Raw genomic sequence first — 12,531 nt, 5'->3', positions numbered from 1 at the left:
TAACCAGTCGGTATGTGACGGCGGAAGGGGTGCGGGCCCTAGCGTGGCGGGATGACGCTGTCGCGACGCGGGGTGCTGGGGATGGCGGGGGCCGTGGGGGCCGCGGGGGCCCTGGGGGGCCCGGCGGCGGGCCCGGCGGCCGCCGACGGACGGGTGCGCACCGGCTTCGAGCGGCTCGCCGCCGACGGGTACGCCGAACTCGCCGGGCAGCGGATCGGGGTGGTCACCAACCCCACCGGGATCACCGCCGACGCCCGCCACCTGGTCGACGTACTGCACGCCGACGAACGGGTGGACCTGGTCGCGGTGTTCGGGCCGGAGCACGGCTTCCGCGGGACGGCGCAGGCCGGCGGCTCCGAGGCGGCCGGCCGCGATCCGGCGACGGGGCTGCCGGTGTACGACACGTACGGCAGGAGCGGGCAGCGGCTCGCGGACGTGTTCACGGCGGCGGGCGTCGACACGGTCGTCTTCGACATCCAGGACGTCGGGGCGCGCTTCTACACCTACATCTGGACCCTGTACGACTGCATGCGCGCGGCCGCGCTCGCCCGCAAGGCGGTGGTGGTGCTGGACCGGCCCAACCCGGTCGGCGGGCGGCGGGCGGCCGGGCCGGTACTGGAGCGGGCGTACGCGAGCTTCGTGGGCCGGGAGCCGATCGCGCTGGCGCACGGGATGACGGCGGGCGAACTGGCCCTGCTGTTCAACGGGGAGTTCCTGAAGGGCGCCGGCCCCCGGCTGGGGGTGGTGGCGATGTCGGGGTGGCGGCGCGGGTCCTTCTTCGGGGAGACCGGCCTGCCGTGGCTGCCGCCGAGCCCGAACATGCCGACCCCGGACACGGCGCTCGCGTACGCGGGGACCTGCCTCTTCGAGGGGACCACCCTGTCCGAGGGCCGGGGCACGACCACGCCCTTCGAGGTGCTCGGCGCCGAGGGGGTCGACCGGCGGTGGGCGGAGGCGGCGAACGGGCTGGGGCTGCCCGGGGTGTGGTTCCGGGAGACCTGGTTCACCCCCGCCTTCTCGAAGCACGCCGGCAAGGTCTGCGGCGGGGTCCGGCTGGTCGTGCACGACCGGGAGGCCTTCGATCCGGTCCGGGCGGGGATCGGGCTGCTGGTGACGGCGCGGCGGGTGTGGAGCGGGTTCGGGTGGCGTGCGGACCACTGGATCGACCGGCTGACCGGCTCGGACCGGGTGCGGACGATGGTGGACGCGGGCGCGGGGGTGGACGAGATCGCGGGCGCCTGGGCCGCCGGGCTGGACGGGTTCTCCGCGGTCCGGGCGGGGTATCTCCTCTATCCCTGACCCGGACCGGGGCCTTGCCGCCCTCCCCCCGGACCCGTGCCGGACCTCCCCGCGGACCGGTGCCGTCACGGGTCTGGCCGACGCGGCCCGGCGGCGGGATGCTGCGAGCACCGGAGGCGGCGCGCGGGAAGGGGGAGGCCATGGCGGACAGCGGTGGTGCGGCGGCGTTCGGAGCCGGGATCGGGGTGGGGCCGTACCAGGAGCTGACCTTCGACGCCCAGGGCGACGTGGATCCCGCGACGCGGGCGGCGGTGGCCCGGATCGAGGCGACGGACCTGCTGGTCTTCGCGCACGGCTGGAACAGCGACCGGTCCACCTCGGCCCGGCTCTTCGACCGCTTCTTCGCCCCCTTCCCGGGGCTGGTGGGGGCGGGGGTGCGGCTGGGGTACGTGGGGGTGGTGTGGCCTTCGATCCGCTTCCCGGACGAACCGATCCCGGACTTCGACCCGCACGGCGCCCTGCCGGACGCGGGGGCCGGGACGGCTCTCGACGACGCCACGCGCGCGGCCCTCGGGGTGTTCTGGCCGGGGCGGGAGGCGGAGCTCGACCAGGTCGCCGCGCTGCTCGCGGAGCAGCCCGAACCGCTCGCCGCGCTGGACGGGTTCGGGGCACTGGTACGCCGGCTCGTGGACGCCGACCCGGCGGGCGCGGCCGTCTCCCCGGAGGTACCGGCCGTCTTCGCACGGGACGCCGTGGAGGTGTGCCGGGCCCTGGCGGAGGCCCTGGCCGAGGCGGGGGGCGCTCCGGCGGTCGCGCTCGGCGACGGAGCGCGCGCCCTGTGGGGCGGGGCCAAGGAGCTGCTGCGCCAGGCCACGTACTACGAGATGAAGAAGCGGGCCGGAGTGGTCGGCGAGCACGGGCTCGGGCCGGTCCTCACCGACCTCGCGGGCCGTCGGCCGGCCCTGCGCGTCCACCTGGTCGGCCACAGCTTCGGGGCCCGGGTGGTGTCCTTCTCCCTGCGGGCCGTGCCGGACGGGGCGCGGCACGTGAAGTCGCTGACGCTGCTCCAGGGGGCCTTCTCCCACTACGCGTTCAGCGAGCGGCTCCCCCACGACCGGCGGCGCGGCGGGGCCCTGGGCGGGCTCCAGCGCCGGGTGGACGGACCGGTGGTGGCCTGCCATTCCGCCCACGACTCCGCGCTGCGCGTGTTCTACCCGCTGGCCTCCCGGATGGCGGGGGATTCGGCCGGTCTGCTCGGCTTCGACGAGCGGTGGGGCGCGGTCGGGCACGACGGGGTGCAGGCGGTGCCCGGCGCGCCGCGGCTGAGCCTGGAGGCGGCCCTGCGGGGCGGGCTGCCGGAGGCCGGTTGCGTCAGCGTGGACGCGGGCTCCGTGGTGCGCCGCGGCGGTGCTCCGTCGGGGGCGCACAGCGACATCTGCCACGAGGAACTGGCCCGGATCGTGGTCGGGGCGGGGCGCATGGGGCGCTGAGTTCCGGCCATGTGCCACCCGCACGCCTCGACCGCCCCCGCATGCGCCCACATCCTGCCGGGCATGTTGGGCACGTCGCGGGGGGTCGCTTCGTTCGACGGAGTGAGGCGGTCGGTGGTGTGGGCATGGCACGGCGGAGGTGAAGGTACGGTGGCAGGTTTTCGGAGTCTCGCCTATCAGGTGCGCGACGCGCGCAACGACCGGGCCCTGCGGCGCCATTCGCTGCGCCGCTGCCTGGAGCGCTTCGCGCCCTACGGGCACCGGGCGACGTGGTGGCACCTGTGCGACCGGCACGGGATCGCCCCCGAGGACCGGGGCGCGGACCCGCTGCGGCTGGTCGCGGCGCTGGAGGAGCTGGAGGAGGCGCGGGCGGTCTGGCTGGAGTACGAGCGGCAGTTCGCGGAGCGGCGCAGACGTGAGAAGCACGACGGGGTACGGCGGCCGGAGTGGGCCTGGGGCGGCAGCGGGGACGCCGTGGTGCGGTGCGCCGACCCGGATGTGCGGCCGGAGGGGACGCTGGGCGAGGTGCTGCGGCGGCTGATCGCGGCCCTGGAGTCGGAGCCGGGGACCGCGTGCCCGGTCTGCGGCGAGGAGGAGCTGCGCTGGCCGGCCGCACCATCGGGGCCGTCGGCGTGGGCCGGTGCGTGGTCGTGGGACGGGCCGGTGTGCGGGGGCTGCGGGATCGTGGTGCCCCGGCCGGCGCTGGCGGAGGCGGCGGTGGGACACCAGGCGGCGGGCGCGGCGTGAGCGGTACGGGCGGTGGCGGCCGGGCGGGCGCGGTGACCCGGGGCGCGGTGCTCCGGGGCGCGGTGCTCCAGGTCGCGCTGAACGGCTCTCGGGACGCGGCCGACGGGGCGGCGGTGCCGCTGTCCCCGGGGGATCTGGCCCGGTCGGCTCTGGAGGCGGTGGCCGCCGGGGCGGGCGAGGTGCTGGTGCACCCGCGGACCCCGTGCGGGCGGGAGAGCCTTTCGCCCCGGGTGGTGGGGCCCCTGCTGGAGGAGATGCGCGGCGCGGGGGTGCGCGTACCTCTGACGGTGCCGGCGGGGGTCGCCGCCGAGCCGGATCCGGCGGGGCGGCTGGAGCGGGTGCGGTCCTGGACGGTGCTGCCGGACCGGGCGGCGGTGCCGTTCGCGGAGCCCGGGGCCCGGGAGCTGGCGGCGGCCCTGCTGGAGCGCGGGGTGGCGGTGGACGCGGTGGTCCCGCTGGGCGGCGGGACCGGGCCGGAGCCGCTGGCGCGGTTCCTGGAGTGGGCCGCGCCGGAACCGTCCCGGGTCCGGCTGGTGGCGGAGCTGGCGGAGGCCGATCCGGCGCTGGTGGCGGGGCTGCGGTGGCTGCCGCCGGTGCCGGTGGTGCTGTACGGGCGGGAGGCCGCCGCCTGGCCGGTGCTGCGGCTGGCCGCGCGGTGCGGGGCGGGCTCGCGGATCGGCGTGGCCCAGGTGCTGCGGCTCCCGGACGGGAGGGCGGCGCGGTCGAACGCCGAACTGGTGGCGGCCGCCCTCGACTTGCGGCGCGGGGCCGCCACCGGGACGGCTAGTGGGACAGCCGGGAGCCGGTGATGCGCTCGCCGAAGACGTCGTCCGGGTTGGACAGTGCGCAGCTCTTCAGCGAGAGGCAGCCGCAGCCGATGCATTCGTCCAAGTGGTCGCGCAGGCTGCTGAGTTGCTGGATCCGCTGGTCCAGTACGGAGCGCCAGTTCTCGGACAGCCGCGCCCAGTCCTCGCGCGTGGGGGTGCGCTCCTCCGGCAGCTGGGCCAGCGCCTCGCGGATGCTGGCGAGCGGTATGCCCACGCGCTGGGCGGCCCGCACGAAGGCGACCCGGCGCAGCGCTTCGCGGCTGTAGCGGCGCTGGTTGCCGGAGGTGCGGCGGCTGCTGATCAGCCCCTTGGCCTCGTAGAAGTGCAGGGCGGAGACGGCCGCTCCGCTGCGCGCGGACAGCTGACCGACGGTGAGTTCGTGGACTTTCTCGGGAATCTGCGGCACACGGCCGAGCCTAGTCGGACGTCCGTTGACAGACGTACCAGGACCCCAGCATGCTGAGCAAGCGCTTATTCGACTGAGGGGCCGGAAACGGCAGTGGACAGCGGAAGACAGGGGCAGGGCATGGCCGGACCGAGGATCTTCACATCCGCCGACGAGCTGCGCGCCGGCATCGGCGAGCCGCTCGGCCCGAGCGGCTGGCTGGAGGTGGACCAGAAGCGGATCGACCTCTTCGCGGACGCGACCGGCGACCACCAGTGGATCCACGTGGACCCGGAGCGCGCCGCCTCCGGACCCTTCGGCTCCACCATCGCGCACGGCTATCTGACGCTGTCCCTGCTGCCGAGCCTCGTTCCGCAGATCATGCGGGTCGAGGGCATGCGGATGGGCATCAACTACGGCACGGACAAGGTGCGTTTCCCCGCCACGGTCCCGGTCGGCTCGCGGCTGCGCGCCACCGCCGTGATCACCTCGGTCACCGAGGCGGGCGGCGGCGTACAGGTCGCGGCGACGGTGACCGTGGAGCGCGAGGGCGGCGAGAAGCCGGTGTGCGTCGCGGAGTCGGTGTCCCGCTACTACTTCTGAGCCGCGCCGGCGGCCGGGCGCGCGCCCACCATCCGGAGCACGAGGTCGGCGTAGAGCGCGCCGACCTCGTCGGGCGTGCGCTGCCCGGCGGTGCTGAACCAGCGGGCGACGTCGATGCACAGCGACAGCACGGCCAGCGTGGTGCCCGGGACGTCGGGGACGTCGAACTCCCCGGCCCGCACGCCGTCCGCGAGGATCCGGCGCACGGCGGCGTCGCTCAGCCGGCGCAGGGCGACGATCTCGGTGCGGTGCTCCGGGGCGAGCGCGTCGAGCTCGTACTGCACGACGCGGGCGGTGGTGTGGTGCGCGGCGTGCCAGCGCACGAAGGACCGCACGGCCGCGTCCAGCCGGTCGGCGGCGGCCCCCGGGCCGGAGGCGGCGGTCTCCAGGATCTCCAGCGCCTTGTCGTGACCTATCCGGCTGATCCGGTGGAGCAGCTCTTCCTTGGTCTTGTAGTGGATGTAGAGCGCGGCCGGGCTCATGCCGGCGCGGCCGGCGATGTCGCGCGTCGTGGTCGCGTGGTACCCGCGCTCGGCGAAGGCGTCGACGGCCGCCACGAGCAGCCGCCGCGCGGCGTCGGGGGTGACCTCCGACCACGGCACGTAGCCGCCGCTCGTCTCCGCCGCGCTGTCCATCGCTCGCCCACCCTCTTCGCCCTGTAGGAAGACACCAGCTTACCGGAGGGTGAGCAAGCGCTTAGGGGAGTCGGCGTCCGGCGGCTATTTCGGCGAGAAGGGGTCGTACTCCGCCATGATCTTCTCCATCCGGGCCTGGTCGACGCGGCTGACGATCTGCGTCGCCTCCTGCCGGTCGCGGACCACCTTGGCCAGGGTGAAGGCGGAAGTGGTCAGATAGAGGACGGCGATCCCGAGGAAGGCCCGGACCCAGCCGTCCACGTCCATGTTGTAGATCCCCACGGCGACCGCGGCCAGGGCGATGCCGAAGGAGGCGACGGCCTGGCCGTAATAGGCGCCCGTGTTCTGCTGCTTGACCGGTGTCTCGTTCATCGGCCCAGCATCGGGCGCCGTGACGCGGGCCACATCCGCACGGGTACTCAGACGGGTACTCAGAAGGCGGAGACCCCGGTGCGGGCGCGGCCGATGAGCAGCTTCTGGATCTGGCTGGTGCCCTCGTAGAGGGTCATGACCCGGGCGTCGCGCAGCAGTTTGCCGGCCGGGTACTCGTCGACGTAGCCGTAGCCGCCGTGCACCTGGAGGGCGTTGCTCGCGGCGCGCACCGCGGCTTCGGAGGCGAAGAGCTTGGCGGTGGAGGACTCGGTGGCGAAGGGCCGCCCGCGGTCGATCAGGTCGGCGACCCGCCAGGTCAGCAGGCGGGCCGCGTCGACGTCGACCGAGATGTCGGCGATCAGTTCCTGCACCAGCTGGTGGTGGGCGATCGGCTTGCCGAACTGCTCGCGCCGGGCCGCGTACGAGACCGCCGCGTCCAGCGCCGCCTGGGCGATGCCGACGCAGCCGGCGGCCACCGACATCCGGCCCTTGGCCAGCGCGGACATCGCCACGGAGAAGCCCTTGCCCTCGGGGCCGAGCATCGCGGAGGCGGGGACGCGGACCGCGTCGAGGGTGAGTTCGGCGGTGGCCTGGCCGCGCAGGCCGAGCTTGCCGTGCACCTCGCGACGGGTCAGGCCGGGGCTGTCGGCGGGGACCAGGAAGGCGGAGATGCCCCGGTGGCCGGGGATCGCCGGGTCGGTCCGGGCGAAGAGGAGCACCACGTCGGCCCAGGTGCCGTTGGTGATGAACATCTTGCTGCCGCTGATGACGTACGCGTCCCCCTCGCGCACGGCGCGCGTGGTGAGGGCGGCCGCGTCGGAGCCGGTGCCGGGCTCGGTCAGGCCGAAGCAGCCGAGCGCCTCACCGGAGCACAGCCGGGGCAGCCAGGTCCGCTTCTGCTCCTCGGTGCCCCACGCGGCGACGGTCTTGGCGACCAGGCCGAGGGAGACGGAGACGATGCCGCGCACGGCGGAGTCCCCGCGGCCGAGTTCCTCGGTGACGAGGACGTAGGAGAGGTGGTCGCCGCCGGAGCCGCCGTACTCCTCGGGGACGGTGAGGCCGAGGAAGCCCAGGTCGCCGAGCTTCTTCACGATCGAGCGGTCCACGCTCTCGGCGCGGTCCCACTCGGCGGCGTACGGGGCGATCTCGCGGTCGGTGAACGCGCGGGCCAGGCGGCGCACGGCCTCCTGCTCCTCGCTCAGCTCCAGGTTCACGGGGCCCTCCGGGGCGTGGTCCGGCCGCTCGCGGGGCTCTTAAACTAGCGGCGGTAGTTTATGGCGGGGCAGGGCCTACTATGTGGCGCATGGCCAGACCGCGCAAGCCCCTCCTCAGCAGAGACCGCATCGTCGAGGCGGCGGGCGTGCTCGTGGACGAGGAAGGGCTGGAGGCGGTCTCGACGCGGCGGCTGGCCGCCGCCCTCGGGGTGAGCGGGCCCTCGCTCTACAACCACTTCCGGACCAAGGACGCGATCCTGGAGGCCGTCGCGGACGCGGTGAGCGCGAAGGTCGACCTGTCGATGTTCGACGGCGTGTCCGACGGCGGATCCGACGGCGGATCCGACGGCGTGTCCGACACCAGGTCCGACACCAGGTCCGACAGCGGCAAGGACTGGCGGGGCGCACTGTACGACTGGGCGCACTCGTACCGCGAGGCCCTGGCGGACCACCCGAACATCGTGCCGGTGCTGGCCCGCGGGCCGGGCCGGCGCCCGGCGGGGCTGCGGCTGGCGGACGCGGTGTTCGGGGCCATGACCGCGGCGGGATGGCCCCCGGCCCAGGCGACCCGGATCGGCGCGCTGATGCGGTACTTCATCCTGGGGTCGGCGGTGGCCTCGTTCGCCGGCGGCTTCGTGGACGACGAGACGGCGTACGACCCGGCGGACTACCCCCACCTGGGCCAGGCCCACCTGCTGGCGGAACGCCGGCGGGAGGTGGACGAGGGCGCCTTCGAGACGGGCCTGACGGCCCTCCTGGACGGCCTGACGCTCCAGTACGAGGCCCTGCGGGCGGGCGCACCGGGGGCGTAGGGCCCGGACCGGCGTGCCCCCGGACCGGCCGGCGCGCCCCCGGACCGGCTAGAACACCACCAGGGAGCGGCCGCCCTTGCCCGCGACCATCGCGTCGAAGGCCGCCGGGATGCCGTCCAGGGTGATGCGGTCGGTGACCATGGAGCCGAGGTCGAGGCGGCCTGCCCGGACGTGCTCGGCGATCACCGGGAGGTCGCGGGCCGGGTCGCTGTTGCCGTACACGCAGCCGCTGAGGGTGCGGGCGAAGTGGAAGATCTCCAGCGCGTGGAAGGCCACCTGCTGGTCCTTGCCGCCGATGCCGACGACCGTGGTGCGGCCGCCCCGGCGGGTGGACTCCCAGGCCGTGCGGATGGTCGCGGCGCGGCCCACGCATTCCACGGCCACATCGGCGCCCTGCCCGCCGGTGAGGCCGCGGATCTGCTTGGCCGTGGTGTCGGAGGCGACGACGAAGTCGGTGGCCCCGGCGGCCCGGGCCAGCTCCTCCTTGGCCGGGGAGACGTCCACGGCCACGATCGGCCCGGCCCCGGCGATGCGGGCGGCCTGGAGGGCCGCGAGGCCGACCCCGCCGACACCGAACACCGCGACCGACTCGCCCGGGCGGACCTGGGCGCTGTGGTGCACGGCGCCGTAGCCGGTCAGGACGGCGCAGCCGAGGAGGGCGGCCTCGGGGAGCGGGATCCCGGCGGGCGCGGGCAGTACGCAGTTCGCCGCGACGACGGTCTCCTCCGCGAAGGCGGCGACGTTGAGCCCGGGGTGCAGCTCGTTCCCGTCGGCGTCGTGGGCGTGGACCGCGCCGACCCCGGTCAGGGCCTTGGCGCAGAGCCAGACCTCGCCGATCCGGCAGTGGTGGCACTCCCCGCAGGACGGCGCCCAGTTGAGCACCACCCCGTCACCCGGGGAGACGTGGGTCACGCCCTCGCCGACGGCGAGGACCGTGCCCGCGCCCTCGTGGCCGAGGACGGCGGGGACGGGCACCCGCATGGTGCCGTCGGTGAGGGACAGGTCGGAGTGGCAGACCCCGGCGGCGGCGAGCCGGACCCGGACCTGCCCGGGTCCGGGGTCGGGCAGCACGATGTCCCGTATCTCCAGCGGGGCTCCGACGGCGGGCAGGATGGCGGCGCGGACCATGGTCGTCGTCTCCGTGTCTTCGGGGCTTCGGGGGCTTCGGGGGAACTGCGGGGGCTTCGGCGGAGCTTCGGGGCTTCGGCGGGTCAGAACTGCAGGGACTTGGTCTGGAGGTACTCCCCCAGCCCGTGCGCGCCCAGCTCGCGGCCGACGCCCGACTGCTTGTAGCCGCCGAAGGGCGCGAGCACGTTGAAGCGGCCGCCGTTGATGTCCACCTGGCCGGTGTCCATCCGGCGGGCGAACGCCACGGCCGTCTCCTCGTCCGCCGCCCACACCGCGCCGCCCAGGCCGTAGACAGTGCCGTTGGCGATGCGCAGGGCGTCGTCGTGGTCCTCGTAGGGGAGGATCGCCAGCACGGGGCCGAAGATCTCCTCCTGGGCGATGGTCATGTCGGGGGTGACGTCCGCGAAGACCGTCGGCGCGATGAAGTACCCGCGCTCGTGGGGCGCGTCGAGCCCGCCCGCGACGAGGCGCGCGCCTTCCGCGACGCCCTTGTGGATGTACGAGCGCACGCGGTCGCGCTGGGTGGCGTTGACGACCGGCCCGAGGCGGGTGGCCCGGTCGCGGGGGTCGCCCGAGGGGTACCCGGCGACGGCGGCGGCCGCGAGGGCGACGGCCTCCTCGTGCTGGTCCCGGTGGACGAGCATGCGGGTGAGCGCGTTGCAGCTCTGGCCGGTGTTGTTCATGACGTGTCCGACGCCCGCCGCGACGGCCTTGGCCAGGTCGGCCCCGGGCAGGATGACGTTCGCCGACTTGCCGCCCAGTTCGAGGGCGACGCGCTTGACGGCGGCGCCGGCGATGGCGCCGATCTTCCTGCCGACGGCGGTCGAGCCGGTGAAGGAGACGAGGTCGACCCCCTCGTGCTCGGCCAGCGCCTGGCCGGCGACCGGGCCGGTGCCGGTCACCAGGTTGAACACTCCGGCCGGGACGCCCGCCTCGTGCACGGCTTCGGCGAAGAGCTGTGCGGTCAGCGGGGTGTCCTCGGCGGGCTTGAGGACGACGGTGCAGCCGGCGGCGAGAGCGGGTGCCACCTTGGCAACGACCTGGTGCAGGGGATAGTTCCAGGGCGTGATGGCCCCGACCACGCCGACCGGCTCCATGAAGACGGTGGAGTTCCCGATCCGCTCCTCGAAGGCGTAGGAGCCGGCGAGTTCGGCGTACGAGGAGGCCACCGCGACCGGGGCGCCCACGTGCACCGCCTCAGCGAAGCCGAGCGGGGAGCCCAGCTCGGCGGTGATGGTGTCGGTGAACTCTCCCTTGCGGGCCACGAGCACGTCGCGCAGGGCGCCGATCAGCGCGGCCCGCTCGACCGGAGCCGTGGCCGCCCAGCCGGGGAAGGCCGCGCGGGCCGCGCGTACCGCCGCGTCCACGTCCTCGGCCGTCCCGGCCGGAACGCTGCCGATGACCTGCTCGTCGGCCGGGTTGACCACCTCGATCCGGCCGGTCCCGGCGGCGGGCCGCCATTCCCCGCCGATGTACATCCCGTCGTGGGCCTTCATGGCATTCCTCCCGAGCACCTACGAGCGCGTGGACCTGACCTCGCCACCACACCCTACAAACTAGCGCCGGTAGTTTTCGGCCCGCCAGAGGCCCGGGAGGTCAGATGATGCCGAAAACCATCCCTGCGGCCAGGACCACGACGGAGGCGAGGGCCGCCCATTTCACGGTGAAGCGCGTGTGGTCGCCGAATTCGACCCTGGCCATGCCGACGAGGACGTAGACGGCCGGAACCAGCGGGCTGGACATGTGCAGGGCCTGCCCGACGAGGGAGGCGCGGGCGATCTCCAGCGGGGAGACCCCGTGCGCGGCGCCCGCCTCGGCCAGTACCGGCAGGACGCCGAAGTAGAAGCCGTCGTTGGACATGAAGTAGGTGAGGGGCAGGCTCAGCAGGCCGGTGACCAGGGCCATGTGCGGGCCCATCCCCTCGGGGATGGCGCCGACGAGCCAGTCGGCCATGTGCTTGACCATGCCGGTGCCGGTGAGGACGCCGGTGAAGACGGCGGCGGCGAAGACCATGCCGGCGACGTTGAGGACGTTGTCCGCGTGGGCGGCGATGCGGGCCTTCTGGTCCGGCATGTGGGGGAAGTTCACGGTGAGGGCGAGGGCCGCGCCGAGCAGGAACAGCACCGGGATGGGCAGCAGCTCCATGATCATCGCGGTGAGCAGGGCGACGGTGAGGCCCGCGTTGAACCAGTAGAGGTGCGGACGCAGCGTCGGGCGCCGGGGGTCCAGCCCCTGGAAGCCGTCGCCGTCGGCCGGGGCGGCATCGGCGGCTCCGGCGGCGGGGGCTCCGGCGCCCGGCGCGGGGGCTCCGGCGCCGGGCGCGGGGGCCGAGCCGGCGGTACCGGTGTCCTGGGCGGCCTCCCCGGCGCCCGGACCCGCCGCCACCAGGGACTCCTCCACGGTCTCCGCGCCGGGCATCACCAGGGAACCGATCCGGCGGCGCTCCCGGACGCCGAGGACGTAGGCCAGGACGAAGACGAACAGCAGGCCGACCGCGAGGGCCGGGATCATCGGGACGAAGATGTCCGCCGCGTCGAGCTTGAGGGCCGTGGCCGCGCGGGCCGTGGGGCCGCCCCAGGGCAGGGTGTTCATCACCCCGTTGGCGGTCGCGGCGACACCGGTCATGACCACCAGGCTCAGTCCCAGCCGCTTGTACAGCGGATACATGGCCGAGACCGTGATCATGAACGTGGTCGATCCGTCCCCGTCGAGCGAGACGATCGCGGCGAGGACGGCCGTACCGACCACCACCCGGACGGGGTCCGCCTTGCAGAAGCGCAGGATGGCCCGGACGATCGGGTCGAAGAGGCCGACGTCGATCATCACGCCGAAGTAGACGATGGCGAACATCAGCATGGCGGCGGTCGGGGCGAGCTTGCCGACGCCGTCGATGACGTAGTCCCCCAGGTGCGCGCCCTTTCCGGCGAACACGCAGAAGAGCGCGGGGATGAGGACGAGCGCCGCGATGGGCGACATTTTCTTCAGCATGATCAGGACCAGGAAGGTCGCGATCATGGCGAAGCCGAGGAAGGTCAGCATGCAGGGAAGGTAGGTGCCGCCTCCTTGCGCCAACAAGACG

The 12,531-nt window shown here is 74.4% G+C and carries 13 protein-coding genes; 6 read left to right on the top strand and 7 right to left on the bottom strand.

The window, feature by feature from the left end; all coding sequences use genetic code 11:
• Positions 1–51 precede the first annotated feature (51 nt).
• The 4 genes from AC07A6_RS19030 to AC07A6_RS19015 all read left to right on the top strand — a co-directional run bounded on the left by AC07A6_RS19030 (position 52) and on the right by AC07A6_RS19015 (position 4,285).
• The gene (locus tag AC07A6_RS19030) at positions 52–1,299 is read left to right on the top strand and encodes an exo-beta-N-acetylmuramidase NamZ family protein (RefSeq protein ID WP_478777796.1); all 1,248 of its coding nucleotides are present in this window, start codon (positions 52–54) and stop codon (positions 1,297–1,299) included.
• 140 nt (positions 1,300–1,439) lie between these two features.
• Positions 1,440–2,729 carry a serine-threonine protein kinase gene (locus AC07A6_RS19025; RefSeq protein ID WP_362468598.1) on the top strand — a complete coding sequence of 430 codons (1,290 nt, stop codon included), beginning with the start codon at positions 1,440–1,442 and terminating at the stop codon, positions 2,727–2,729.
• Positions 2,730–2,879: 150 nt separating this feature from the next.
• Complete coding sequence (locus AC07A6_RS19020) at positions 2,880–3,476, top strand: hypothetical protein (RefSeq protein ID WP_362468600.1); 597 nt, start codon at positions 2,880–2,882, stop codon at positions 3,474–3,476.
• Positions 3,473–4,285, top strand: coding sequence for a 3-keto-5-aminohexanoate cleavage protein (locus AC07A6_RS19015; RefSeq protein WP_478777795.1), 813 nt, complete (start codon positions 3,473–3,475; stop codon positions 4,283–4,285). The genes AC07A6_RS19020 and AC07A6_RS19015 overlap by 4 nt, the downstream gene beginning before the upstream one ends.
• Here AC07A6_RS19015 and soxR read toward each other — a convergent pair.
• Entirely contained in the window at positions 4,260–4,709 is a 450-nt protein-coding gene (soxR, locus tag AC07A6_RS19010; protein WP_362468604.1) for a redox-sensitive transcriptional activator SoxR, read from the bottom strand. The two genes, AC07A6_RS19015 and soxR, sit on opposite strands and share 26 nt — an antisense overlap.
• A 120-nt stretch (positions 4,710–4,829) precedes the next feature.
• On the opposite strand from soxR, the gene AC07A6_RS19005 reads away from it, so the two are divergent.
• On the top strand, positions 4,830–5,291 hold the full coding sequence (locus AC07A6_RS19005) for a MaoC family dehydratase (RefSeq protein WP_125816266.1): 462 nt from the start codon (positions 4,830–4,832) through the stop codon (positions 5,289–5,291).
• On the opposite strand, the gene AC07A6_RS19000 is transcribed toward AC07A6_RS19005, so the two are convergent.
• From AC07A6_RS19000 to AC07A6_RS18990, 3 genes are all read right to left on the bottom strand, one after another.
• The gene (locus tag AC07A6_RS19000) at positions 5,282–5,926 is read right to left on the bottom strand and encodes a TetR/AcrR family transcriptional regulator (RefSeq protein WP_125816267.1); all 645 of its coding nucleotides are present in this window, start codon (positions 5,924–5,926) and stop codon (positions 5,282–5,284) included. The genes AC07A6_RS19005 and AC07A6_RS19000 overlap by 10 nt on opposite strands.
• A gap of 84 nt (positions 5,927–6,010) precedes the next feature.
• Positions 6,011–6,298, bottom strand: a complete 288-nt coding sequence (locus AC07A6_RS18995; RefSeq protein ID WP_042800694.1) for a YiaA/YiaB family inner membrane protein — start codon at positions 6,296–6,298, stop codon at positions 6,011–6,013.
• 59 nt (positions 6,299–6,357) lie between these two features.
• A complete protein-coding gene (locus tag AC07A6_RS18990; RefSeq protein ID WP_125816269.1) occupies positions 6,358–7,512 on the bottom strand; it encodes an acyl-CoA dehydrogenase family protein in 1,155 nt (384 codons plus the stop codon).
• A gap of 89 nt (positions 7,513–7,601) precedes the next feature.
• Here AC07A6_RS18990 and AC07A6_RS18985 point away from each other — a divergent pair, with 89 nt between their 5' ends.
• The gene (locus AC07A6_RS18985) at positions 7,602–8,324 is read left to right on the top strand and encodes a TetR/AcrR family transcriptional regulator (RefSeq protein ID WP_478777794.1); all 723 of its coding nucleotides are present in this window, start codon (positions 7,602–7,604) and stop codon (positions 8,322–8,324) included.
• A gap of 48 nt (positions 8,325–8,372) precedes the next feature.
• Here AC07A6_RS18985 and AC07A6_RS18980 read toward each other — a convergent pair whose 3' ends face one another.
• From AC07A6_RS18980 to AC07A6_RS18970, 3 genes are all read right to left on the bottom strand, one after another.
• Positions 8,373–9,452: a Zn-dependent alcohol dehydrogenase gene (locus tag AC07A6_RS18980; protein WP_478777793.1), complete on the bottom strand. Its 1,080-nt coding sequence runs from the start codon at positions 9,450–9,452 to the stop codon at positions 8,373–8,375.
• Between the two features lie 83 nt (positions 9,453–9,535).
• Entirely contained in the window at positions 9,536–10,948 is a 1,413-nt protein-coding gene (locus AC07A6_RS18975) for an aldehyde dehydrogenase family protein (RefSeq protein ID WP_478777792.1), read from the bottom strand.
• Between the two features lie 100 nt (positions 10,949–11,048).
• On the bottom strand, positions 11,049–12,491 hold the full coding sequence (locus tag AC07A6_RS18970; protein ID WP_478777791.1) for a CitMHS family transporter: 1,443 nt from the start codon (positions 12,489–12,491) through the stop codon (positions 11,049–11,051).
• Positions 12,492–12,531: the final 40 nt, after the last annotated feature.

The sequence above is a fragment of the Streptomyces sp. NPDC044002 genome, from assembly GCF_056434525.1.
This window is presented reverse-complemented; position numbering and strand designations above follow the sequence as displayed.